Origin of the sequence: Halomonas sp. ML-15 (genome assembly GCF_014779595.1) — a bacterium.
In the GTDB taxonomy this organism is placed as follows: Bacteria; Pseudomonadota; Gammaproteobacteria; order Pseudomonadales; family Halomonadaceae; genus Franzmannia.
Genome location: NZ_JACXZT010000002.1, coordinates 87,525 through 112,249 on the forward strand (window position 1 = coordinate 87,525; position 24,725 = coordinate 112,249).

At 56.9% G+C, this 24,725-nt stretch carries 21 protein-coding genes; 12 read left to right on the plus strand and 9 right to left on the minus strand.

Translation table 11 applies throughout. The annotated features are described in order from the left end of the window. Nucleotides 1-203 precede the first annotated feature (203 nt). From IEI94_RS02085 to IEI94_RS02100, 3 genes are all read left to right on the plus strand, one after another. A complete protein-coding gene (locus IEI94_RS02085) occupies nucleotides 204-1,580 on the plus strand; it encodes a hypothetical protein (RefSeq protein WP_224749892.1) in 1,377 nt (458 codons plus the stop codon). A 227-nt stretch (nucleotides 1,581-1,807) separates the two neighbouring features. Then, nucleotides 1,808-2,320 carry a hypothetical protein gene (locus IEI94_RS02095; protein ID WP_191165107.1) on the plus strand — a complete coding sequence of 171 codons (513 nt, stop codon included), beginning with the start codon at nucleotides 1,808-1,810 and terminating at the stop codon, nucleotides 2,318-2,320. Further along, nucleotides 2,317-3,855, plus strand: a complete 1,539-nt coding sequence (locus tag IEI94_RS02100; protein WP_191165109.1) for a hypothetical protein — start codon at nucleotides 2,317-2,319, stop codon at nucleotides 3,853-3,855. The genes IEI94_RS02095 and IEI94_RS02100 overlap by 4 nt, the downstream gene beginning before the upstream one ends. 304 nt (nucleotides 3,856-4,159) lie before the next feature. On the opposite strand, the gene IEI94_RS02105 is transcribed toward IEI94_RS02100, so the two are convergent. The 5 genes from IEI94_RS02105 to IEI94_RS02125 all read right to left on the minus strand — a co-directional run bounded on the left by IEI94_RS02105 (nucleotide 4,160) and on the right by IEI94_RS02125 (nucleotide 9,256). Then, on the minus strand, nucleotides 4,160-5,401 hold the full coding sequence (locus IEI94_RS02105) for an NAD(P)/FAD-dependent oxidoreductase (protein ID WP_191165111.1): 1,242 nt from the start codon (nucleotides 5,399-5,401) through the stop codon (nucleotides 4,160-4,162). 258 nt (nucleotides 5,402-5,659) lie between these two features. Continuing rightward, the gene (locus IEI94_RS02110) at nucleotides 5,660-6,925 is read right to left on the minus strand and encodes a type II toxin-antitoxin system HipA family toxin (protein WP_191165113.1); all 1,266 of its coding nucleotides are present in this window, start codon (nucleotides 6,923-6,925) and stop codon (nucleotides 5,660-5,662) included. After that, complete coding sequence (locus IEI94_RS02115) at nucleotides 6,915-7,184, minus strand: helix-turn-helix transcriptional regulator (protein ID WP_191165115.1); 270 nt, start codon at nucleotides 7,182-7,184, stop codon at nucleotides 6,915-6,917. Before IEI94_RS02115 ends, IEI94_RS02110 begins: the two co-directional genes overlap by 11 nt. A 185-nt stretch (nucleotides 7,185-7,369) precedes the next feature. Beyond that, complete coding sequence (locus tag IEI94_RS02120; protein ID WP_318153346.1) at nucleotides 7,370-8,008, minus strand: HD domain-containing protein; 639 nt, start codon at nucleotides 8,006-8,008, stop codon at nucleotides 7,370-7,372. A 39-nt stretch (nucleotides 8,009-8,047) separates the two neighbouring features. Beyond that, on the minus strand, nucleotides 8,048-9,256 hold the full coding sequence (locus tag IEI94_RS02125; protein ID WP_191165117.1) for an MFS transporter: 1,209 nt from the start codon (nucleotides 9,254-9,256) through the stop codon (nucleotides 8,048-8,050). A 413-nt stretch (nucleotides 9,257-9,669) separates the two neighbouring features. Here IEI94_RS02125 and IEI94_RS02130 point away from each other — a divergent pair, with 413 nt between their 5' ends. The 3 genes from IEI94_RS02130 (at nucleotide 9,670) to IEI94_RS02140 (ending at nucleotide 12,247) form a co-directional block, all read left to right on the plus strand. Next, a complete protein-coding gene (locus IEI94_RS02130; RefSeq protein WP_191165119.1) occupies nucleotides 9,670-10,221 on the plus strand; it encodes a hypothetical protein in 552 nt (183 codons plus the stop codon). Nucleotides 10,222-10,331: 110 nt separating this feature from the next. After that, nucleotides 10,332-11,087: a TIGR01458 family HAD-type hydrolase gene (locus IEI94_RS02135; protein WP_191165120.1), complete on the plus strand. Its 756-nt coding sequence runs from the start codon at nucleotides 10,332-10,334 to the stop codon at nucleotides 11,085-11,087. A gap of 161 nt (nucleotides 11,088-11,248) precedes the next feature. Beyond that, complete coding sequence (locus tag IEI94_RS02140) at nucleotides 11,249-12,247, plus strand: hypothetical protein (protein WP_191165122.1); 999 nt, start codon at nucleotides 11,249-11,251, stop codon at nucleotides 12,245-12,247. Between the two features lie 275 nt (nucleotides 12,248-12,522). Here the strand turns inward: IEI94_RS02140 and IEI94_RS02145 are convergent, their stop codons facing one another. Together IEI94_RS02145 and IEI94_RS02150 are read right to left on the minus strand one after the other, a co-directional pair. Beyond that, the gene (locus tag IEI94_RS02145; protein WP_191165124.1) at nucleotides 12,523-13,455 is read right to left on the minus strand and encodes an AraC family transcriptional regulator; all 933 of its coding nucleotides are present in this window, start codon (nucleotides 13,453-13,455) and stop codon (nucleotides 12,523-12,525) included. Nucleotides 13,456-13,488: 33 nt separating this feature from the next. Next, nucleotides 13,489-14,484 (minus strand): MBL fold metallo-hydrolase, encoded by a 996-nt coding sequence (locus IEI94_RS02150; protein WP_224749893.1) that lies wholly within the window; start codon nucleotides 14,482-14,484, stop codon nucleotides 13,489-13,491. Nucleotides 14,485-14,671: 187 nt separating this feature from the next. Between IEI94_RS02150 and IEI94_RS02155 the strand changes: the two genes are divergently transcribed. From IEI94_RS02155 to IEI94_RS02170, 4 genes are all read left to right on the plus strand, one after another. Further along, nucleotides 14,672-15,562: a LysR family transcriptional regulator gene (locus IEI94_RS02155; protein ID WP_224749894.1), complete on the plus strand. Its 891-nt coding sequence runs from the start codon at nucleotides 14,672-14,674 to the stop codon at nucleotides 15,560-15,562. Between the two features lie 218 nt (nucleotides 15,563-15,780). After that, the gene (locus tag IEI94_RS02160) at nucleotides 15,781-16,230 is read left to right on the plus strand and encodes a (2Fe-2S)-binding protein (protein ID WP_191165128.1); all 450 of its coding nucleotides are present in this window, start codon (nucleotides 15,781-15,783) and stop codon (nucleotides 16,228-16,230) included. 58 nt (nucleotides 16,231-16,288) lie between these two features. Then, nucleotides 16,289-18,454, plus strand: a complete 2,166-nt coding sequence (locus IEI94_RS02165; RefSeq protein ID WP_191165130.1) for a xanthine dehydrogenase family protein molybdopterin-binding subunit — start codon at nucleotides 16,289-16,291, stop codon at nucleotides 18,452-18,454. Nucleotides 18,455-18,473: 19 nt separating this feature from the next. Continuing rightward, entirely contained in the window at nucleotides 18,474-19,403 is a 930-nt protein-coding gene (locus tag IEI94_RS02170) for an XdhC family protein (RefSeq protein ID WP_191165132.1), read from the plus strand. 192 nt (nucleotides 19,404-19,595) lie between these two features. Here IEI94_RS02170 and IEI94_RS02175 read toward each other — a convergent pair whose 3' ends face one another. Both IEI94_RS02175 and IEI94_RS02180 read right to left on the minus strand, forming a co-directional pair. Beyond that, complete coding sequence (locus IEI94_RS02175; RefSeq protein WP_318153347.1) at nucleotides 19,596-20,750, minus strand: MFS transporter; 1,155 nt, start codon at nucleotides 20,748-20,750, stop codon at nucleotides 19,596-19,598. A 76-nt stretch (nucleotides 20,751-20,826) separates the two neighbouring features. After that, on the minus strand, nucleotides 20,827-22,233 hold the full coding sequence (locus IEI94_RS02180) for an amidohydrolase family protein (protein WP_191165137.1): 1,407 nt from the start codon (nucleotides 22,231-22,233) through the stop codon (nucleotides 20,827-20,829). A gap of 588 nt (nucleotides 22,234-22,821) precedes the next feature. Here IEI94_RS02180 and IEI94_RS02185 point away from each other — a divergent pair. Together IEI94_RS02185 and IEI94_RS02190 are read left to right on the plus strand one after the other, a co-directional pair. Next, nucleotides 22,822-23,676: an aldo/keto reductase gene (locus tag IEI94_RS02185; protein ID WP_191165139.1), complete on the plus strand. Its 855-nt coding sequence runs from the start codon at nucleotides 22,822-22,824 to the stop codon at nucleotides 23,674-23,676. A 106-nt stretch (nucleotides 23,677-23,782) separates the two neighbouring features. Continuing rightward, nucleotides 23,783-24,721 (plus strand): LysR family transcriptional regulator, encoded by a 939-nt coding sequence (locus IEI94_RS02190; protein WP_191165141.1) that lies wholly within the window; start codon nucleotides 23,783-23,785, stop codon nucleotides 24,719-24,721. Nucleotides 24,722-24,725: the final 4 nt, after the last annotated feature.

Below are 24,725 nucleotides of genomic sequence, written 5' to 3' on the forward strand. Positions count from 1 at the left end.
ACTATTGAAGGGGTGATGGCATGCATAGCCATCCCACTACGTCAGGCATGGAATAGCATGCTCGGGTGAAGAAGGTGGCTCATGTATGAGTGTTGCCGCCTTGCATGGCAGCTGGTACTGAAGGCGATGCCCATGTCGTCAGGTATGCGGGCTGCATGTAGCTATGCCTATCAAAATAAAGACAATACGCAAGGAGAGTGATCATGGAGCGTCCCGATTTCGTCAAAGGCGGCGATGAGGCCAGACTGATCCCCGTCGTTGCCGATACCAACCGCGAGCAACGTGCGGCCTCTGTACTGCTGGCAGCTCTGCGCGGCGTCCATGAGTTCCGACAGCAGATGCTGCTGTCCCTCGGTGTGCGCGTTGGGAGCCGGGCAGTGCTGGGAGCCTGGACGGAGATCGTACTGGAAGCCGATCCGGGTGCGACCAAGAGTGATCGCCCAGATGGGCTCATCGTACTGCAGACGGGGCGCAAGACATGGAGTGCCTTGGTCGAGGCCAAGATTGGCAATGCTGCAATCGGCGAGGAGCAGCTCAAGCAGTATCTTCAGCAGGCCAAGAAGCACAAGGTGGATGCGGTCATTACCATTACCAATCAGTTCGTTGCCATACCCTCACATCACCCGGTGAAAGTGCCAAAAACGTTGCTCAAGGGCGTAGAACTCTATCACTGGTCCTGGATGTATGCGGTGACCCAGGCGACGCTGTTGCTGGACTCCGGCGAAATTAAATCGCCAGATCAACGTTTTCTCTTGGAAGAAGTGCTCCGTTATCTTGGCCACGAGTCCAGCGGTATTTCCCGGTTCGACAGCATGAATCGGGAGTGGAAGGAGGTCGTGGGCAAGGTCAAGAGTGGCGCTGTGCTAGGCAAGAGCACTGAGGAAGTGGAAAACACGGTCTCCAGCTGGCATCAGGAGCAGCGCGACCTCTGCCTGGTGATGAGCCGCAAGCTGGGACGACCCGTCAAGCTGAAGCTGGCTCGTGCCCACCGCACGGATCCGTTGCAGCGACTCAAGGACGACTGCGAGGTACTGGCCAAGGAGAAGGTGCTCAATTGCTGCCTGGAAATACCCGATGCTGCTGCAGACCTAGATGTTACGGCCGACCTGACCCTGCGAACCATTGTTTGCTCCATGCGGCTCTCCGCACCGCAGGACAAGAAGCGCAGCACAGCTAGGGTGAATTGGCTGACCAAGCAGCTGGCGAAGGCCGAAACCGAGAACATGTTCGTAAAGGCGGTTCGACCAGGCCGTGCCGAAGAGACCCAGAAGCCACTCGCCCAGGTGATCGAAGACGCGGCTGTTTTGGAGTCTCCAGCAACCAACGTGGTGCCGAGTGCCTTCGAGGTGTTCTATATGGCCGATCTCGGCCAGCGTTTCGCCGGGAACAAGATATTTATCGAAGAGCTGGAAAAGGCGGTGCCGCACTTTTACCAGCAGGCCGGGCAAAGACTCAGGGCTTGGGTAGCGCCTCCGCCGAAGCTGCATAGGCGAGACCCTGCCGAGGGGAAAAGCGATGCTGATGAGGGTGACGTGGCGGCAAGAGAAGTTGCTACGGAAGGATGGCATGCGGCTGAGTAGCTCCAACTGGATCATCAACCAGATCAGCGGTGCCTCACGCGTGATCTACGACGTGAGCAGCAAGCCTCTCTCGAATACTGAGTGTGAGTGACGATAACTTGAAGTTGGTGCTTTCAAGTTTTAGACTAGTGTAGCCAGCGCGTAGCAGAGTTTTTTGTTAATTGACAAGCAAGAAAATTTGCCGAGCTATGAGTATGAAGTTCATTATTATGTGCTAAGGTGTTAATGTGCCGGATCAAAGAACAATACTAAGTTTTCCTAGAAATGCTAGGCAAATGATCTCTGTGCTAACAGATGTTGTTTCAAATGAGTCGGTTGACCTTCTAGAAAAAGAGTTGGAACGGCATGTGATTGCGCTATGTGAGCTAGCAAATGATCACATTTTGCTAGCAAGTTCTGTTTCTGCTGCCCGGTGGAGGCAAAAGGTTTCTCGATCCTATTATTGTGCTTATAACACTAGAAGAGCTGTTGAACTTTACGTCAGTGGTGTTTATAACATCGACTCTTCGGATCACAAAAATGTTCATAAACTTCCGGATGATTTCCCTGAGAAAGAAACACGAGTGGCGCGCTTGAGAGACTTGCGCGAAGATCGTAACTCTGCTGATTACGACCATACTGTCGTGGAAGGTTCATTGCTTATATCATCTTCGGAATCGGTTTCTTTTGCTAAAGATTTCCTCGATGATGCAAAAGTTTATCTTGAGGCTAGAGGCGTTTTTTTTGAGGGGGAAGGATGAAAAATTATGAGTCGAGCATTTGTGCAGAAGAGCTAATTTCGAAATTCAAAGAGCTCACCGGGTTTTATAAGGTAGATTATGAGATCTTAGATAGGCATGATGGCGGCTATCTGATTGTTTTTCTTTCATGTCCAACTGAAAAATATTTCCGTTTTCTGAATGCGGCATTAGAAAGCTTACCTGAAGAAAATATTTTCAAGGTTAGAGCAACCCTAAAAAAGAGAGGGAGTATAAAAAATAGATTAGAGCTTCCTGAGGTAACTTTGCTAAGGAAGTTTATATCAGAAAGTTTGACAGCTTCTAGGAATAGCGTTACTAATGGTGACTTTTCTGAGCGCTATATAGCTACAGTAGATGGCTTGGAGCACCAGATTGTATCTAAAAGTAATCATGCTATATTTGGCAGAAGGGGTGCTGGGAAATCAAGTTTGATGTTGTATAGTGTTAACTTGCTAGAAAAGAAAGGAGAGGCATATTCTTGGCTTCCGATGCAGACTTATTCCGCCATGAAGGGTATGCAGCTTAAAGCCTCGGTGGTTTCGGGTGTTTTGTCAAGTATGACTAATTGCGAGAAATACGAATCAGAAATAATTCAGCAAGCTGATATGCTGGACGAAATTTCTGTTTTGACAGATGAAAAAGTTTTTGAAGTGCATTTTAATTCGATTGTGGCAAAGGTTAGAAGACTTTTATCTAAGGTGTCGAAGGAACAGGGCGGGTTGTTCTTATTCCTTGATGATTTCCATGTTATCGATGAATCCATGCAGCCAGAAGTGTTGTCCAGTATTTACTCCTTTGCGAGAGATAATGGTATTTTTATAAAATTTTCTGGTGTGGAGAGTTTTTCTAGGATTTATGATTCCGATAGTAAGAAAGGGCTTGAAGCTCCGCATGATGTCCAAATTGTAAATTTAGATAGAAATTTAACTATGCCGCATAAGTCATACGAGCATATTAAGAAAATACTTGATTCGTATGCATCATATTGTGCCTTACCGAATATCAGTTATATTTGCGGAGATGGTGTTCTAGAGAGACTGGTTTGGGTTGCTGCTGGCGTGCCTAGGGATGCACTAAATTTGTTCTCTGAGGCCGCCTCTAAGTCCATGATAAAAGAACAGAAAAGAGTTTCCGTTACAAGTGTCAATGCTGCAGCATCTGAAATGGCGGATGCGAAGATAAAGGATATTGAGAAAGATTTAACTGGAGGCTTGGGGGATATTAGAGGGCAGCTTGATAAGCTGAAAATATTCTGTGTCAATGAAAGAAAGAAAAATGCTTTTCTGGTTGAGCGGCGTCCTGATCTTGAAGAGTATAAATTGATAGAAAGTTTAATTGGTCTTCGTTTCTTACATGTTCTTCATGAAGGTATTACTCCTTCAGAGGCCGGGCGTAGATATAAAGCATTAATGTTGGATTACGGATTTTATGTTGGTGTGCGAGCGGCGAGGAGTGTAGACCTGTTTCAGAAAGTGCCGGATGCACTGACAGTTAAGGAGCTAAGAAGTCTTCCTGTATATGAGCTAGGAGAGTAGGGCCCCGTGTGGGGCATGTGTCAGGCGATTACTGTCTCGGTACAGGGTATACAGTGATGGTATTCTCCTGACACATATCCCCGTGGGGCCTCTATAGTTAAGCAGTGTTTTCTGCCGTTTCTGGGTTCCTTCGTCTTTGTCTTGTGTAGCCGTCCTGTCCTTCATACTGCTGCTCTATTAGGGCTACTTTCCCGACTTTAGTGTTTCCCTATTATCCCTGTGTTGCGTTCACCCAGTACGTGAATTCACATAAAGCGGGCGCCTTGAGGGCGCCCGCTTTCGTATCGAAGAAATTTCCTAACTTTCAGAACCGGTCGACCCGGAACGGCGCCATATCCACCGCGGGCTCTTCGCCATCCATCATCTGGGCGAGCAGTTCGCCGGTGGCGGGGCCGAGGGTAAAGCCCTGATGGCCGTGGCCGAAGGCGAGCCATAGCCCATCCTTGCCGGGGGCCGGGCCGATCACCGGCTTCATGTCGGGCATGCAGGGGCGTGCGCCTTTCCAGGGCTGGCTGTCACGACGCTTGCCCAGCGGGAACAGTTTGCGTGCCACTTTCTCGGCGGCTGCCAGTTGCCTGTACTGGGGCGGTGAGTCCAGGTCGGCAAGCTCGGCGCCGGTGGTCAGGCGAATCCCGGCGCGCATCGGTTCGAGCAGGAAGCCCTTCTCGGCGTCCATTACCCAGTGGTTGAGCTTGGCGCCCTCTTCGGCGGAGTAGTGCATATGGTAGCCGCGCTTCACGAACAGCGGCACCTTCATGCCTTGCCTCGCCAGCAGTTCGCCGGTCCAGGGCCCCAGGGCCACCACCACCTCGTCGGCCTCCATTGGCCCCTCGCTGGTCTTGACCTGCCAGCCGCCCTCGACCTGGAGCACGTCCTCGACGCTGGCCTGCATCACTTGGCCACCCTGTTCCTCAAAGCTGCGGGCGTAGGCCTGCACCAGGCCGCCCGGGTCCGAGACCATCCACGGCTGCGTCCAGTGGATCGCGCCGATCAGCCCCTTGCCCAGATGCGGCTCCTTGGCCTGGAGCGCCTCGGCATCCAGCACCTCATACTCGACCCCGAAGCGCTCGAGGTTCTCTTTGGCCTTTTTCTGGCACTCTTCGAACGCCTCACGGGTGCGGTAAAGCTCCAGCCAGCCGCCCTGGCGTACCAGCGCTTCGGCGCCGGCGGCCTCGATCATCGGGGCGTGGGCATCCTGGCAGCGCATGATCAGCGACGCCCACTCGTTGACGATGCGCTCGTAGCGCTTGCCGCTCGAGTTCAGCCAGTAGTTCAGCAGCGGGCCCGCGGCGTTCATCATGCCGGTGGGGCGGTAGCGGATATCCACCTTGCGGTTGGGCAGCACTCGCAGCAGGGTGCCGATATCGCGGGGGAAGGCGTAGGGGCGCACCGCCTCGCGCTGGATGATGCCGGCATTGCCGAAGGAGGTCTCGAGCCCCGGTTCGCGGCGGTCCACCAGCGTGACGTCATGACCGCGACGCACCAGATGCCAGGCCACCGATACGCCGACCATGCCGGCACCAAGAACGATGATATTGCGGGCCATGAAGGTCTCCCTGCCGATGGATATAGTAGCGCTCCGCTACGGGGCGGAGCCTGTCATGGCCGGAGTTTAGCAGCGCTTGGCATAAAATCGGTGACCTGCCGATAATTAAGATAAAGACACTAATTTTCCATTCATAGGCAGAATATTTACCCGATATGATGGCGATAAATAGCGCTTATGTTCTTTGTCGGCTCCTGGGCCTGCTCGCACCCTTACGCGATCAGTGTAGGTGCTGCCTTGATGGTTGCCGTGGCCTGCTCAACTGCCTCCGACTGTCCACCGCTCTGGCAGCTTGCGGCAGTTGCTCAATAGCCGCTGTTGCAGCCTCTCCAGTAGCGTTTGCTCGGTGCCTTGGTGCGCCTCGGGGCCGAGGGTGTCGAGTGTTCTGTCGATGGCGGCGGGCATACGCTCGGCGAGGTCGACGCCTTGCTTGATGAAGTAGCGCGGCTGGAATCGCATTGAGCGTGCGAGGGCTTCCAGGTGCGAACGCTCGATGCTGCCGGGGCGATCTTCCCCATTGATGCGAAACGCGAAGCGGCGTGCGAGGCCGCTATAAAGCTTGGTGCTCATTAGGTCGTAGAACGGTGCCAGGCGGGGTCCTTCGTCGGTGTAGAGGATGGCGAGGTTCTTGGCATGGCTATCGTTGTTGCCGCTCAGCAGGTTGAAGAAGAACCAGCCGATCAGGCGCTGCAAGTCCTTGGCCGGCGTTCCCATCTGCTGCATGAGTTCACGACAGCGTGCCAGGCCGGGGCCGCCGTCACTTTCGTACTTGATCAAGGAGGGAGTCCCGGCGAGCTGACAGAAGTCGAGCTGGTGCAGTCGCCGCAGCCCTCCCTGTGCGTCGGGCACGCGGTCGTAGCGGCGCACAAGGCAGGCATGAGTCTCGCGCTGGTAGCTGGCTTCGGCGACCTCGAGTCCAAGCTCGGCGGCCAGCTGCATGCAGAAGGTTTCATTGATGGCAGAGGCCCATACACCTCTCAGCCCTTGAATATCCGGCTTGAGGATATGGCTGGAAGGGGCCGATCCTTCCGGGATGGCGGGGCGCCCGTCGTCCAACAGCATCAGCAGGAGCTTGTCCTGGGCGCCGGCCAGTGAGATCCGTGCCTCTTCGCCCTGCTGCGAGAGCAGGGGTCCCCGCTCCCTGTGCAGCAGGTGTTCCGCCAACGCTTGCCAGCTGATGGGCCGATAGTGCGGCGGAGCGGGTGTCTCTTCTGGCGGGAGCAGGGTGAAGCCGCTGGCTGTATCTCCGCCGATGGCCTTCAGCAGTCCGAATACGCTAGTGGTGTGGTGGCGAAGCTCAAGGTGATGACGCAGGTCGCCTTCCGGCAGCAGATTCTCGAAGTAGGCCAGCACCGCATCGCCTGCGTGCACCTGCTGCGAGAGGGGCAGGGAGGGGGAGAGACTCACCGCCTCAGAGTGCCCCAGCCAAGCGGGGGCGTACTCGAAGCGCAGCGGTTGAGCGTCATGCAGCCGCCCGACATGCCTGTGGCCGTGGTAAAGCTCCAGGGCATCGTTACTCGCCATGGCGGTTGTCACCCTTGCGCCGCACCACGACCTCGAGCCCCATCAGGTCGAGTACATCCAGCACCTTCTGCAATTGCAGTGTCGGCTTGCCGCGCTCCAGGTCAACGATGAAACGATTGCCGGTGCCGGCCAGCCCGGCCAGGTCGATCTGCAACAGCCCCTGCTCGGCGCGCAATTGGCGCACCAGCTTGCCGAGGTCTTCGCTGTGGCGAATAGGAACGGTCAAGGAGGGCGAAGCAGTGAATTCGTCAGTTGACATGGCAAATCCGCATATAATTACCGTTCGGTAATTCTAGGCATGGATTTGCTTATTCGCAATGAGGAGATTACCGTTCGGTAATTTTCAAGGCGATCAAGGCTCGAGCCGAAGGAAAAATTACCGATCGGTAATTTCTCGCGGTCGATCTTTCACGGTAACGATGGGGCTAGGGTGGCTACCGCTGGTTATCGCGCAGCGCCATGAGTGTTCGCCTCGCCTTCCTGCAGCACGCGCCATGCCTTGCGCTTCAGCGCCTGGTCACCCGCTGTCATCACTTCGAGGAGCAGGCGCTTCTCGGCCAGGTAGACACGGGCGAAGCCAGGATCCCGAGCGACGATACTGGTGGTGTTGTCGATCAGGTCGGCGTACTTGATGGTCTGGGCCTGTGGGGAGACGTGAGCCAGCCTGTTGCGCTCCAGCGCCTTGCGGTGAGCGCGGTTGCCGATGTCCGGATCAATGAATTGATCCGTCAATTCCTGAACCAGGACGGCGACGCGCTGGCCGAAGCACTCCTCGATGTCCAGCGCCGTCACGGCGGTATCCTCGAGAACGTCGTGAAGGTGGGCGGCGGCGATCATCTCCGCTGTCGCTGTCTCTACGGCCGACACCATCTTTGCCACGGTCGCCGGATGCCGCCAGTAGGGCTCACCGGTGTACTTGCGTTGCTGGCCAACGGCTTGGTGGGCGGCCCTGCTGAACAGCGCAGCCCGTTCGATCATATCGTCCACTTCGGTAACGCCCTGCACTGAACAATCCCCATCATAATGCCAGATATCCATCAGCCTTGGCTTCTCAGGCAGCGGCAGCATTGATAAGTGCTGCACTAACGCGCTCCAGGTAATGCGTCGCTGTGGTGACGCTGGTCAACTTTCCGTTGATCTTCGCTTTGAGCTTGTCGTGCTGGCTTGAAATAGCCATATTAGTAACCCCACGCATAGGATGAAAGCACCCCAGGCCATGTAGAGGCCGGAGACAGAGGTGATCGAGAAAATGGAGGGGATAAGGTATATCACCATGCCGATTGAGTTGGTTAGCATGGACGTGGTTGCTCGAACCCTACCCATCATACCTTCAGGGCAGAATGTTAGGATCTTTCCATCGAGCCTCGCTCGAGTGATCGAAAAGAGCCCACCCATAACGGCATAGAGCAGTATCAGTGCGGGGATGAAACGAAGGAAGGAGAATAATATCATGCTTATGCCAAGCAAGCACAGCAGCAGTGCTTCAACCTGGTTGCAAGGGGAGGTGTGGCGTTTAAAAGCAGCAATAAGCAGTATGGTGCCCCCGCCAATCGCCCACGCCATTTCTAATAAGCCGTACACGTCACTGCCCGCGGCAAGCTCGTTCTGTACAAAGCCTGGGATAAGCACATTTGTCATTTGTGCAACTGAAAAAGTTAAGGCCACACCACATATGGCAAGGTAAATGTTCTTGTCGCTAGCAGCATATGTAAACCCCTCTTTCCAAAGCTGCATTGGATTGGAAGAGGCACTCTGTTTTATCTTTTTTAGACTGCTAAGAAAGACCTCGCTGATGACGAAACGTGAAATAGACACCACAAGCAACAGTGATATGCAAAAAATGGCGCTGGTTTGGTCTAAAAGAATCCCGCCGCCTCCCATGCCAATCGCGAGCCCCAATTGGCGTACAATAGAAACTCGCACAGACATGGCGATTCGCCTTTCTTTGCTGACAATAGCTTGGAAAACGCTGTCTATCGCCCCAGCTTTGACTGCCATCCCGGCAGTGTTCAGAACGCTGAAGAGATAAAGAAAGGGTGGCAGGCCGTGCCCCACTAGTATGGCATAGAGTAGAATTACCAAGGCGATCATCTGGGCTATTATACCAAGCCTGATAACCATCTTTCTGTTCCAGCTGTCTGTTAGCACACCTCCTAGCATCGAAATAGCGATGCCTGTGAGGCTCGACAGAAGAAATATCCTACCTACTAGCGCTATAGAGCTGTCTTCGACAGCGATCCAGGCCACCGTGACAAGGCTGCTGCCGATAAAGAGGAAGGTTAAGAATAAGAACGCCACATAGCAGTACAGGTCTAGCTTCCTAGATGGCATTTGGATCATTCCCGCTGTCGGCGTAATGCTGGCACAGGGGAAACGGCGGGACGCGGCCCACCTTTGCAGGAGCAGACCTCCTTATCGCCAAGCGTTGCCAGATACATGGATTGCTGCCTTCGATTGCATGCGATTATGGTACTTATCGAATATCACTTATGCTGGTGCCTTGGCTACCGGCGGGTGGCGATTTAAGAGATGGCTTACGGAAATGCCAGCAATATCTTACATCGCTGATATTGTATCCTCTCTAGTCCGCCTAGTGTTGCCAAAAACCACACGCATGCTGACATGGTGAGTTACGGGCATGTTGACTATCGTTAACTGAGGAATGGAGGCCGTCATTTAGGTCGCAGACCATGCTCGCGGGGTTGCCTTGGAGAAGGGCAGCCGCCGGGTGATGAGGGCACACCATGCAGCGCATCCGGCATATCCATTCCATCACCAAGCGCCTGATCGTGATGACGTCCATCGCGGTTGCCGTGCTAGGCAGCATCTTTGCGTTAACCTTTTTCTTCGATCAGCGGTTTATGGTGACCTGGGCGGTGCCCCTGTGCGGCATTATCGGCGGTTTTGTCAGTATTCAGCAGCGTTTGAACAACGTCACCGATGAAGAGCTTGAACTGTTGGATGCCTCAGTGTTTCAGATCCTGCTGGTACCGATCTTCGGCGGCGTCTTCGCGCTGGTGCTCTACCTGGTGTTCCTCTCCGGCATCGTCTCCGGTGATCTCTTTCCGGATTTCTCCTTCCCGGAAGAGCGCTCTTGGCAGACGGGTAACCAGTACATGATGAGGATCTTCCAGGAAACCTACCCCAGCTCCGGGCCGGACCTGGCCAAGCTGCTGTTCTGGTCCTTCGTGGCGGGCTTCTCGGAGCGTTTCGTGCCGCAGCTGATCAACAACGTCACGACGCGGGTCTCATCGGCCTCCGACAGAAACGACCGGGATGACGCTGGAGATCGCTGAGTGATCGCTGCCGGCTGATAAGCCGTAAGCCGCCGGGCCCGGTTTGACAGCACTGCATGCTCGGGCATCAATAGAGTCAATCCTGCGGAGTCGATAAGGGAGTGACGGTGATGCTCAAGGCGGTATTGCTCGATATCAGTGGTGTGCTGACCGAGGACGGCGAGGCCCTGCCCGGCGCCGTGGAGGCGGTGGCGCGGCTGCAGTCAAGCGGGCTGGCGCTGCGCTTTCTGACCAACACCTCGCGCAAGACCTCGGCGGCGATGCGTGATGAGCTGCAGCGGCTGGGGTTTGCCCCGGCGCCTGAGCAGGTATTCACCGCGCCGGGGGCGATCCGTCGCTATCTCGAGCGCAGCGGGCTGCGCCCCTACCTGTTGATTCATGAGCGGCTCGAGCCCGAGTTTGCCGACCTGCCCCGGGAGAACCCCAATGCGGTGGTGCTTGGCGATGCCGAGCAGCGCCTGGACTATGCCCACCTCGACGAGGCCTTCCAGCTGCTGCAGGAGGGCGCGCCGCTGCTCGCTGTGGGCAGCAATCGCTACTTTCGCCAGGCGGGCGGCCTGCACCTGGACGCAGGGCCCTTCGTGCGCGCCCTGGAGTACGCCGCCGGCATTGAGGCCAAGGTGCTGGGCAAACCCTCCAGCGACTTCTTTCATGCCGTGCTCGATGAGATCGGCGTGTCGCCCGAAGAGGCGCTGATGGTGGGCGATGATGTGGAGTGCGACGTGGTCGCTGCCCTGGAGCTCGGCCTGCAGGCCTGCCTGATTCGCTCAGGCAAGTATCGAGAGGGGGACGAGGCACGGGTGCCCCAGGCGCGCTGTGAGGCGAGCCTGGCCGAGCTGGTCGATGCGCTGCTGGAGGCGCGCTAGCACGCGGAAGTGGTGGAGCGTCGGGCGCTGCAACTATGACTTCTGTGCCAGGATGGCGGGTGATATTTAAGAAATATCTTACGTCACCTGTGGTGATAGTCTTATGTTTCTTGATTTAAATATGTGTAATTATCCATTCTCTTTTTTTGGAGGGTGGGTCGTTGGAAAATCTAAAAAGTCTATTTAAATCTGTGCGTGATATTGCATGGTGGGTTGTCGTAGGGGCGCTCCTTATGGTTGGGGGCGGTGTGTTTTTGTTTTACTATGCTAAAATTGGCTATATACCCCAGTTAGAGCTGGAATCAGCTCTGCTCATTTTTGTAGGGCTGTCAATTAGCTTTGTGTTCGTTCTAATGACGCTTGTTTTTTGTATGGTGTTGCCTGGAATTGCTTGGGGGGAGGATTGGTTTATTAATAGAGGGGTGAAGGAAATAGTAAGTCGTGGTAGTAAGTCTCATTTATGGGCAATGTTCTATTTTTCATTCCCACTGATTGCTGCACTGTCAACGCTGCTTTTATACTATGAGTATGGGGTTTACGCTTTCTTGCCTTTTTTCGTGATCATGGCAGTTGTTACTTTTTTCTTTTTTCGTCAATGTGAGGGGTCAGTTCGTAATTCGTTATTTTCTTATTTTGGCTATCTAGGCTCTTCCATCATTGTCATGATGTTAATGGTAATTCCAGTTCTTCTTGTTCTTAGGCTTATGGTTGCACAAGAAAATTCAGGCTCTTGGTTTGCTATCTTGGCTGGCTTTGTTTCTCTGTTCATGCTGATATTTCTTAACTCAATTGCTGCGGCCAACCCTGGAAAAGTGAATACTTTTTTGTTGTGGATTGTTCTCGGGGCATTTTCACTGTTCTTTATTTTCCTATCATTGTCTGGTTTTTCTCGAATCCCCTTGGGTGTTCTAGACATGTATAAGCTGGCAGATACAAAGGTGGACGTGGTCTTGAAGGAAGATGCCTGCATGGCACTTGTGGCTCTTGATGTGATTACAGATGTTGATAATTCTAATGTTTGTGTTCTGGAAGGCTCTTATATGCTGTCAAGGCTAGGTAGGGAATATTACTTTCGTCATGTTGTAGAGGGCGGCAGCCTCGAGTTCTCTATACCGTCGGAAGAAGTGGTTGTTTGGAGTTTTTTTAATGAGGTTAAATAAGGGTAGTGGTGTTGTTATAGGCGAACTTCAGAATCTAAAAGTAATGTTCTGACACTCCGAATAAACGGCGCCGAGTTTGCTTCTAAACTTTAGATGCGTTCTTGTGGCGCCGCTCGGGCACCCTGCAACGTAGTTGTCGCGGTGGTAAACCTACTGGGCGTCGTCACTCGTGACGCCCACTTCCCTTGCGCCGCACGACCACTTCAAGCCCCATCAGGTCGAGCACATCCAGTACTTTTTGCAGCTGCAGTGTCGGCTTGCCTCGCACCTCTGACTCAAGCGCCTGCTCGTTGCGACACGGCGGTGTCTCTTCCTACGCTCTTGGCAGGTTTCAGGATGCGCAGCGCGTCGCGTTTCGGCGGACTTTGGAACAGGCGCCTATATTCACGGTTGAACTGCGATACGCTTTCGTAACCCACCTCGAAGGCGGCATTACTCGCCGAAGAGCCCTCGTCGAGCATCAGGCGGCGCGCTTCGATCAAGCGGAGTCGCTGCTGGTATTGACCCGGCGTCAGCGAGGTCATGTGCTTGAAATGCTTGTGAAACGAGCTGAGGCTCATGCCGGCCTCCGCCGCAAGTCGCTCGACGGGCACGCGGGAACGGTACTCTGCTCTGATGATCGCAATGGCGGTGGCGAGGCGGCTCGCGTGACTGTCTGGCGCCGCCAGCGAGCGCAAGGCGTTGCCGTGGGGCCCGGACAGTAGCCAGAAGTGCAGCTCCCGCATGATGCCGGGGCGCAGCAGCGGTATGGCATCGGGTTGATCCAGTAGCCGCATCAACCGCAGTGCGCAATCGATCAGCGCGGCTTCGGTATCTTCGACAAAGAGTGTCTCCATCGCAGACGAGCGCTGCGAAGAGGTGCTATCGATGTGGGCAGTGAGTTCTCGCAAGTTCGCCATCTCCAGTTCGATGGAGACGGCCAGATAGGGCTCGCGCTGGCTCGCTTGCACGATTCGCCCGATGACCGGCATATCAGCACTCACAATGACCGACTGGCCAGCCGAGAAGAGTCGCTCTTTATTGCCGATCATCGAGCGTTTCGCCCCCTGCAGTATCAGGCAAATCAGCGGCCGATATACCGAATGAAGGTCGCCGCCTGGGGCGTTGAGACACATCGTGCGTAGCCCCGGTACCGGGGTTGGCGCCAGGCCGTCGCTATTGGCGTGGCGGCTGGCATAGGTCCAGACCGCGTGTTTGAGCGAGTGCATAGGATTTCCTCACGGATGTCGGGTTCGCTCACCTCAAAACTGCCAGTTGGCCGGGACCCAGGCGTAGCCGGTGTCGGTCTTGAGCATTCGGCCAAGGCCCGGGAAAGGAAAGTGGAAGCCGAGCACGGGGAGCCGGTCTGCCGCTGCCATATCGAAGATGCGGCGGCGGGAGGCCAGGGCGGTCTCCTTGTCCCGATCCGGCCCGGGCAGCCAGGCGTGATCAATATTGACGATGGGGTGATAGGCAAGATCGGCGGTCAGCAGTAGCTGATCATTCCCGGAATGGACAAGGAAGTTGGCCATGCCGGGGGTGTGGCCCAATGCCGGCAGCGTGGTTAGGCCGGGCACGATTTCAGTGCCGGCTTCGTACAATTCGATCTCGTCGGTGACCGGCTCGAGGCTCTGGCGGATGGCGGCGGCGAAGTTGCGCTGAAAATCCTCGGGCACCGGCATGTAGGAGAGATCCGGCTCGCTACGGATAAAGAAGTCCCAGTCGGCACGCGGCGCAAAGACGGTGGCCCGCGGAAATGCCTTGCCGCCGTCGGCCGTTCGCAGGTTGCCGACATGATCCGGGTGTGTGTGTGAGATCACCACGATGTCGATATCATCGGGCCGTAAACCGATGTCGGCCAGGTTATCGAAGATGCGACCGCCTAGAGGCCCCATGGTCTGCCCGGCACCGGCTTCGAGAAGGATGCGTCGGCCCTGCGTTTCGATCAGCAGGGTGTTGAGATTGAGCGTCATGTGGTCGGTGGGCAGGAAGGCTTGCCTTAGCACCTCCTCCAGCTCTGCCTCCGGCGCGTCGCTGGCGTAGATCTGCGGAGGGCCGCCGATCAGCCCGTCGCTCAGCACGGTGGCCGAGATGTCGCCGACGCGAAAGCGGTAATGGCCGACATTGCCCGTCGCACTGACCCCCTGGGCCGTGGATGACGCTGTGGAAGCAGCCTGCGCCAAGGCGATGCCGCCGGTCGGTAAGACGACTCCCGCCGCTACCGAGGCTGCCGTCAGTATCACCTTCCTACGATTCATGGTTATGCCGCTCATCGTGTCCACCCCCTCCGAGTCTCTATTGTTGGAGCCGTATCTGTTGTCAGCGTTGACCAAGACCGCGGTTATCCAGCACCGACGCCTTGCAACACGTTTTTAAAGGATGACGCAGATCAGGCGTGTGGATAAGCTAATGAAAACGGATCAGCTTATTAAGCAGGGCTTTGCAATGCGGCCGCTACGCCTGGATAGCTTGGAGATCTTCGAGGACGTCGTGCGCTGCGGTGGCTTTCGAGCCGCCGCGCTTGTCAGGGGCGTATCGTCGTCAGCCATCAGTCAATCGATCAGCGCGCTCGAGGAGGCGCTGGGCATCCGGCTGTTGAACCGAACCACACGCAGCGTCGCGCCTACTGAAGCAGGCGAACAGCTTCTCGAGCGACTGGGCCCCGCCCTTCACGACATTAGAACGGCGATCGACGATCTCAATCAGCTTCGCGAACGCCCCTCTGGCAGCGTGCGGATCAATGCCCCGGCGCCGGCCGCCGACCATGTGCTCTGCCCGCTGGCCTTTGAATTCATGAAGAAGTATCCCGACGTCGACATCGAGATCGTCAGTGATGCGGCGATCATCGATATTGTCGAGCAGGGCTTCGATGCGGGTGTGCGCTTCGGCAATCAGCTCGCCCAGGACATGATCGCCATGCCCCTGGGTCCCGCCTTGCGATATGCCATCGTGGCCTCGCCCGACTATCTTCAAAAGCGCGGTCGGCCCGGCTCACCCCAGGATCTGCTGCAGCATGACTGTATTCGCCGCCGCTTCCCCGGCGGCACCATGGAGACGTGGACCTTCGAGAAGGGGGGCGACGAAGTGGAGATCACGCCGCAGGGGCGGTTGACGCTGAGTTCGGCCCATCACGAACTCCAGGCCGCGATAGCGGGGTCGGGCCTCGCCCATCTGTTCGAGGATTATGTCCGCGACGATCTCGAACAGGGCAGGGTGGTGGAAGTACTCACCGACTGGAAGAAGCAGCTGCCGAGCTGGTATCTCTACTATCCGAGCCGGCGCCATACCAGCGCGGCCATGCGGGCCTTTCTCGAGTTTATCCGCCACCGCCAGTAACCTCCTGTCAGCAACTGATACGCAATCTCTAGCCTCATCACCCGCCTGCAGGATCAGGCCAGTTTTACGTAGATGATGGCAAGCCTTCTCCCCGCCTGGTGATTAACACTCAATGCCAACGCAGTCGTCAGCGTAGCGCTTTCTACGGTGACGGCGGCTGAACGGCGCCGGCATTCCGGACGCGTTTCCCACCATGGCCAGGCCGAGGAGAAGCCTTTATGACAGCCTTCACGATCAACGGGCGCACCGTCGACGTCACCGCCGCGCCCAATACCCCCCTGCTCTGGGTGATCCGGGATGAGTTGAAGCTCACCGGGACCAAGTTTGGCTGCGGCGTCGCGCAGTGCGGTGCCTGCACGCTGCATGTCGATGGCGAGCCAGTGCGCTCCTGTGTCTTCCCGCTAGCTGGCGCCGAAGGCAGGTCTGTTACCACCATCGAGGGGCTCTCCGAGGATGGCTCGCATCCTGTCCAGCAGGCCTGGGTGGCGCTGGACGTGCCGCAGTGTGGCTACTGCCAGTCGGGGCAGATCATGAGCGCATCCGCGCTTCTGGCGCGCAACCCGAGCCCCAGCGATACGGAGATCGATGAGGCGATGAGCGGCAACCTATGCCGCTGCGGCACCTACTTGCGTATCCGGGCGGCCATTCACCGTGCCTCTGAGGCGTGACGAGATCCGCTGCCCATCGATCCATTTCCCTCATGCTTATCCAGGCACAGGTAGAACAATGACTCCACAACGTTTCTCTATGACGCGTCGCGCCTTCCTGGCCGGCGCTGTCGCCACTGGCGCGGCGCTCGTCGTGCCGCTGCGGCTGTCAGCGGCATGGGCGCAGCAGGCCGAGAATGCGGGCATATCGCAAGCCTTTATCCGCATCGACACGAGTGGGCAGGTGACCTTCGTGTTGCCCACCAGCGAAATGGGCCAGGGGGCCCACACGGGACAGGCCCAGATTCTCGCCGAGGAGCTGGGCGCCGACTGGTCGAGCATTGCTGTCGAGATGCCGACTCAGCCGGCGCCGGCCTACCGTATTCCGTCTGGCCAGATGCGCTCCGTGGGCTCGTTCGGCATCCGCTTATGGCATGACCCCTTGCGCCGCGCGGCGGCCCAGACGCGGGAGATGCTGACCCAGGCCGCCGCCGCGCGACTCGGCGTGGAGCCCGCGACCTTGCAGGCCGAGAACGGATACATCGTTCATGCCGACAGTGGCGAGACGCTTCCCTTCGGCGATTTGGTCGAAGACGCCATGGCACTGCCGGTACCGGCAGAACCGACCCTGCGCCCCGACGGCGAACGGACCTTGACCGGACGCACGGTGGCGCGCCTCGATGCGCCGCTCAAGGTGACGGGAGAGGCCTTGTTTGGGGTGGACGTCGAGCGTGAAGGCATGCTGTATGGCGCCGTCCGACTCGCGCCGGTCTTCTCCGCCGACGTCGAGACGTTCGACGCGAGCAGTGTCGCCGAGATGCCGGGGGTGGTGGCGGTGGTCCGCGTGCCGAGCGGGGCGGTGGTGGTGGCCGACTCCTGGTGGCAGGCCAAGCGGGCTGCCGACGCCCTGGAGATCACCTTTACCCAGACCCCGGCGGATACGCTTTCCACTGACGACATTAATGCGCTGCTCCGCGAAGGACTGGATCGAACCGATGTGCCGATCACCACGCTGCGCGGCGACGCCGAGGCGACGCTGGCGGCCGACGGCCAAGTGGTCGAGGCGGAATACTCGGTGCCGTTTCTCACCCATATGTGCATGGAGCCGATCAACTGCACCGCCGAGTCCAGCGAGGAGCGCACCGAGCTGTGGATCGGCACCCAGGGCCAGGACGTCATCCGCATGACGCTCGAGCGCGCTATGCAGGTGCCGGCTGAACGGCTCTTTATCAACACCACCTTTCTGGGCGGCGGTTTCGGTCGCAAGACCCATGGCGAGATCGCCGTTCAGGCGGCGCTTGCCAGCCGCGGGGTCGGCGGTCGGCCGGTGAAGGTGTTGTGGGCCCGTGAGGATGATGTTCGCCAGGGGCAGTACCGCCAAACGATGATGTGCCGCTTGCGCGCGGTGCTGGACGATGGCGGCAATATCACCGCCATGCACATCCGGCTCTCCGGGCCGCAGATGGGTCTCGAGTACGGCTTCGATCCGGAGGAGCGGGCGCAGGCGACGGGCAACCTCGCCAACTTCGACCCGTTCTCTCTTGGCGGGCTATCGGACATGCGCTATGAGATTCCGAATTTTGTCGTGGAGCACGCGGTGGTCGATCTACCGATCCCGCTCTGCCCCTGGCGGGCGATCTCCCATACTTACAACGGCTTCTTCTTCGAGAGCTTCATGGACGAATGCGCCGCGGCAGCGGGCCGCGATCCGCTGGAGTTTCGCAGCAGCCACTGCCCTGGGCAGACGAGAATGCTTGCCGTGCTCGAGCGGGTCGCCGAGATGTCGCACTGGAGCGAGCCGGCGCCAGAGGGCGTCTCACGCGGCCTGGCCGTGGTCGAGAGCTACGGCTCCTACGTCGCCCAAGTGGTCGAGGCACGCGCCGACGATGGGGATTTCCATGTGGATCGGGTTTATGTGGCCATCGACTGTGGACGCGCCATCAACCCGGGCCAGGTGGAGGCGCAAATGGAGGGCTCTGTGGTCGATGCGCTCGGCGCCGCACTGAGCCAGAAGGTGACGATCCGTGACGGCCGCGCCGAACAGTCGAACTTCCACGACTATGCGCTGCTGCGCATTGGCGAGGCGCCTGCGGTGTCGGTGGACATCGTCGAGATCGGGTCTCCGCTGGGCGGGGTCGGTGAGCCGGGCATCCCCCCGCTCGCGCCGGCGCTGGCCAACGCACTGTTCGCCGCCACGCAGCAACGGGTCCGCCACCTGCCGTTGTCCGATCATGTCCAGGGTTAGCGCCGTCGCCGTCGGCTCGATGAGGCCCACGCTGTATCTGGAACATGCACAGGATGTGCTTGGGCAGTGGCTCTTGTGGCGCAATACGAGTGAGGCGGCACTCGTCATCGTGACCGCGACGGAAGGCGGCGCCGTGCGTATGCCGGGCGCGCTGATGGCCGTATCCGAAACTGGCGAACGCTGCGGCTATATCTCGGGCGGCTGCATCGACGCGGATGTGGCAACGCATGCTCGGCAAGCGCTTCGCTCGGGGCGGATTGAACGCCTGAGATACGGCAAGGGCTCGCCTTTCATCGATATGCCACTACCCTGCGGAGGGGCGATCGAGGCCTGGGTGCTTCCCGATGCACAGGCCAGTGTCCTGTGCGCCTGCCATGACCGGCTCGCCTCGCGCCGGGCAGTGATGCTGAATATATCGGCGTCCGGGGATCTCTGGCTGGGACATCCGGACGTGGTAAGCGCGCGCTCTTTCGAGTACACGCCCAAGCTGCGCCTGCGCATCGCCGGCCGCGGGGCCGACAGCATGGCGCTGGCCCGACTAGCGCAGGCCAGCGCTATTCACACCGAGCTGCAGCTCCGCAATGACGTCGAATTCCAGGACGCCCAGCGCCTGGGCATCGACCAGATCACGACGCTGACGACCCCCTCCACGCTTCCGGCACTGGACGACGATCCTTGGACGGCCTTTCTCCTGGCGTTCCATGATGTCGATTGGGAGGCGGCGCTTCTGGCCCAGGCCCTCAAAGGTCCGGCCTTCTATATCGGTGCTGTAGGCAGCAAGGCGACTCACGCCAGACGCTGCGAGGGGCTGCGTGCGGCGGGGTTCTCCGAGGGGCAGATCAGACGAATCCACGGCCCCGTCGGCCTGCTGCCCTCCATGCGCGAGGCCTCGACGCTGGCCGTGTCGGTCCTCGCGGAGATCGTCGGTGCATATCAGCGTGAAGCGTGATCCCCCTTCAACACGTAAACGGACCATTCGCATGAATGGCCCGTCGTACTATCTATAACTTTTGAGTTCTATAACTTTTTGATTGTTGCACCAGTCGATATTTCTGCGCCAAGGTTAACCGCGAGTGCGGTCTTCTTTGTCGGGTTGTTCTACCTGACAGGCCATCTAGGCTCGGACTAGCATTTGACTTGATTATCGTATCGCCTCCCCTTTTGCAAGGAGCAGACTCAAGAATGCGCCGGCAGCGACAAGAGCCACAATTAGTGAGAAACCGACACCAGCAACGGCCAACCCGTAGGAATCCGCCACAATACCAACGCCCATAACTGGCAGCGCTTGCGCGATGTAAAGCACGAGGAAAAAGGTAGAGATGATTTCGCCACGGCTGTGCTCCGGGCTTCGCTGAGCCAATGTGCCGAGGGAGGCCCGGAAACTCATGCCCTGACCGATCCCTGCTATGGCCGCTCCGGCGAGAAGAACCGGCAATGACGATACTAAGATGCTTATGCCCGTCAGCATAATCCCAGCTGACAACGCTGCTGTTCCCATCAGCATTGCCTGCCGATCGGGTATTCTCGTGCTGGTGATCTGTCCAATGGCCGAGAAGCCGAGTTGAGCAAAGACGATTAGCCCCCACACAAGATGATTGGTGACGCCGAGGACTTGTGCAAGCAGGGCTGGCGCGACAGAGGCGAAGAGGCCGAGTACGGAGAAACCTGCGAAGCCCGCAGTGGCGGCACGTATGAAAGTACCTCGGACCTGCGAGGGCAGACTCACACGTTGTAATTCCCACCTGAAGGGTGCCATTTTCCGATCTAGCGGTTCCGCAATCATGGCGATACCGATCATGGCGATAAGCCCGAGCATGACGTGCAATATATATGGCAGCGTAAGCGGAGCGGAAGTGAACTCTGCAAGAGCACCCGAAACGACGGGACCTAGTCCAAGACCAAGCATGTTCACCAGGGCCGCAATGAGGCTATACCGTCGCTGGGTACTTGACGTAGCCAGATCGGCCAGGGCCGCCGTGGCAGTTCCGGTAAAGAGACCAACGGAGAGCCCTGAGAGAATCCGACCCACAAACAGGGCTACAATGCTGTCAGGGACCAGGAACACCGCGCTGCTTATGCTGGCAAGAGCGAGACCAGGCAATAACAAAGCTCGCCGTCCCAACTGGTCTGACAGCCGCCCGAAGAGCACCAGTGCAAGAGCAACGCCGACAGCGTAAGTGGCAAAGATCAGTGTCACCATCAGCCCACCAAAGCCGAGGTGCTGCTCGTATATCGGGTATAGCGGCGTCGGGAGGGTTGGGCCGAGCATCGTGATGAAGAACGCCGCTGCAATCACAACCGCCGCTCGGGGGCCGCGCAAGCCGCGCGCCCCCTCTGGACTTGTCCTCGGCAGGTTTAGCCGTCGCAACATCTCAGTAACGAGCCTCTGGAGAAGAAATCATTCGCCGATGTTGTACACCCGGCATAGCAATCCCTGCTCTGCTATAGATCCGATCTCGCGACTGTGACGCTAGCTCTGCTATCGAATGACTGCCACGGAGAATGCCGTCGGACTTCACCACGTTGCCAGCGACCATGACATAGGTTACGTTGCCGGAATGTGCGGCAGTAACGATAGTAGCGGCAATGTCTGTGGCTGGCAGCAAATTGGAATCAGTGAGCCGTAGCATGATGAGATCCGCGTCTTTTCCGGGAGTGATACTGCCAGTCCGATCGTCAATACCGCATGCTCTGGCACCGTTAATTGTGGCAAAGGCAAGCAGATCGCGAGCGTCAAATGTCGGCAGCATTTCCAGGTTTCTTTCCATGAGACCAGTCGCTCCGGCACGAACCAACTGCTGGTAGACCAATGCTGCGCGCATCGCGCCAAACAAGTCGCCGGCGGCGGAAGTTTCTACGTCCAGGCTCAGACTCGGGTGCAGCCCTGCTGCGATCATGCGGTTGGTGGCAGGCTGTCCAAGACCCGGCATGAACGCTTCGATCGATGAGGCCACCGAAACCTGTGCACCGACATTGGCGATCATCCGCAACTCTTCGTCGGTGGAGGTACAAGCGTGAATAAAAAGCATGTCGGGACCCAACAGACCGGCATCGTGGAGTTTACGAACCGCCGCCTGTTTGATGCCCCACTCACCCAGTCCAACGTGCATACTTATCTGCAATCCTAGGTCGCGGGCGAGCTTGATATCCTGCGTAGCGATCTCCATGGTGGATAGCTCTGGTCCGCGCAGCATGGCGGCGAGAGTGACACGCGCTGAGTCATCTGAAAGAACGGTTTCTCGGACTCGACGAATATCGGAGGGGTGTGCCCGCACGCTACCGAACTGCCAGGATTCGGCCTCTGTGGAAGGCCATCCGTAGGCGAACACAGAGCGGATTCCTGATTCCCAATGTGCTGCTATTGCGGCATCGGCATGCGCTGGACTGTTCATAATGTGCGATTCGTCGCGAACCGTAGTTACGCCTGCGTCCAGCGACATCAAATCAGCTGCGAGGTTGCCGACGCGCACGTCTTCTGGTTCCAGATGGGGGCCAAGCCCTATCTGGACATGATCGCGATACTCGGCGTAGGTCCACGAGGGATCCAGCCCCCTCAACGCCCCTTGCCATGCATGCCGGTGAGTATCAATGAACCCAGGCAGGAGCGCGTGGCCTGTGCCGTCTACTGTAGTGGCATCATCGTCCTTCAGATCGAACCCAACGTCAGCAATTTTCCCGCCGACGACCAACACATCTCCCACGAATTCGCCGCGCTCATCATCCTGCGATAGGACGTAGGCACCTTTAATGAGAATACGTTCATTTGGAGGGTTGTTCATTACACTATTTCTCCTATACATTCTTCGACAGTTTTGCGCCGAACGACTACATCTAAGGCTAATGAGATCGCCGGTTTTGTTTAGAACCGGACAACGCAATCGGAAGGGTTGCCATCCGAAACTACTCACATGCAGGCTATATGTTGGTGCATGGTTTGTTAATATCGATTTTTGGAAAACATAGTTCCTAGATAATAAACAGTGCGCGTGCCTATTTGCTTTTTCGGAAAATATTCTTATGGGAAATGGAATTAAAAATAATCACATGGTCGACTATCCTGTTTCTAACATTCTTATTGCAGAGTTGCTCCATGCTGTGAGCCTCAAGGAAGGCTTGGCTGGTGAACTGGCACCCTGATGCGTATTAAATATCTCGGGCGGTCCATGGCGTGCGAACTTGCAGGTTATATGTTGGTATGTTTGTTGTTAATGACTGTTTTCGGAGAATGTAATTCTAAAAAATAAAATTAAAGATTATCTAGCTTCGTTTATTGGCATTTTTCGAAATGACTTTTGCTTTTGATGAAATTAAAAACAGGTGGCTGGTCGGCTATGATGGAAATAGTGTTTTATTCGTGGAGTTAACTTATGTCAATGACTTACCTTCCAGCAGTTCATGCCGACGTAAAAATCCCTGCCTTGGGCTATGGTCTGTGGCAGGTGCCGCCGGGAAAGAGTGCCGAATTGGTGAGTCGCGCCTTGCAGACCGGCTACCGCCTGCTAGACACAGCAGAGGCTTATTATAACGAACAGGGTGTTGGCGAAGGGATTCGTGATAGTGGGATAGCGCGTGAAGAGATATTCGTGTCCACCAAGGTGTGGAATACACACCACGGCTACGCTAAAACCCTACAAGCCTTCGATGCCAGCCAGAGTCGACTGGGCCTTGATCGAATCGACTTGTATCTGATGCACTGGCCTTCACGCATTCGTGATGCCTACGTGGAAACATGGCAGGCAATGATCCGTCTACGTGACGAAGGCCGAGTCGGTGCCATCGGCGTCTGTAACTTCTCCATTGGACAGCTGCAGCGCTTGATTGAGGAAACAGGAGTGACGCCGGTGGTTAACCAGGTCGAGCTACACCCTTACTTTCAGCAGAAAAAGCTGAGAGAGTTTCACCACGAGCAGGGCATTATAACCCAGTCTTGGAGCCCGTTAGGTTTGTGGTGGCAGAACCCGGACCCGAGCTCGTCGGCACTGCAGGCCCCAGAGATTCTTGAACTTTCCGAGCGGTATGGAAAGACCCCTGCTCAGATCGTCCTACGCTGGCATCTCGACAGTGGCCTTGCCACCATCTCAAAGTCCGTACGGCCAGAACGTATTGTAGAGAACTTTCAGCTATTCGACTTTGCACTTACACCGAGTGAGATAAAGGGTCTGGCCGGGCTGGATCGTCTGAATGGCCGTCTGGGGCCAGATCCGGAGACGGCCGATTTTTGACAAGAGGGAAATCGACCAGCTGTGATTCTCGTCAGACGTTAAGAAAGCGCTGCAGTATCATGATAGAGATAAAATTGACCAGTATTTTCATCGGGGGGAGCAAGACATGGATCGCCTGCAAGCCATGCAGATATTTACCCGCGTGGTTGAGATGCACGGCTTTAGCAAAGCCGCAGAGAACCTGTCCGTCCCCGCATCCACTGTCACTCGTGCCATTAAGGAGCTAGAGGCCTTCCTCGGGGTGAAGCTGCTACAGCGTACTACGCGCCACTTGAACCTGACCCCCGACGGCAGCCTCTATTATGAGCACTGTCGACGTTTTCTGGCAGAATTAGAAGCAGTTGAGACCAGTTTTCCAGGTCAGGCTGGGCAGGCCAAAGGCAAGCTGCGAGTCGGTATGACGGCCTCGTTTGCCCGTCTGTTCGTGGTGCCGGCCATCAAGACATTCCAGGTTCGCTATCCTAATGTGGAGTTGAACCTGACGTTGAGCGACCGAACGGTGGAGCTGGTTCCGGAAGGTGTCGATTGTGTCATTCGCGCTGGGGTTCCTCATGATTCGCCTACGCTGGTAGCACGTCGTATTGCCAGCTTCGAATGGGTGACATGTGCATCACCTGGGTATCTGGAGGAGTACGGTGAGCCGCATTCATTGGATGAATTACCGCACCATCATGCTGTCGGTTTTCTATCCGGGGACCAGGGGCGACCAATGCATTGGCGCTTCGTGATCAATGACGAAGAGCAAGTCGTGCGGATGCCTCAGAAGCTGGTCGTCAACGACACCGAAACGTATATCGCCTGTGGTTTGGAGGGGTTAGGCCTGATACGAGCGGCAAGTTATATGGTGCTGCCGCACCTACGGAGTGGAAAATTACAGCAGGTTCTGAGTAGTACACCAGCACCACTAGTGCCTATATCGGTTATGTATCCCCAGAACCGCCACTTATCACCGACCGTACGGGCATTTGTAGACTGGGTCAGTAACCTCGTACAAAGTGCCGAGGCGCGCGCGTCGCTGACCCAGGGGCGCGAAACTCTACCGTGATGCG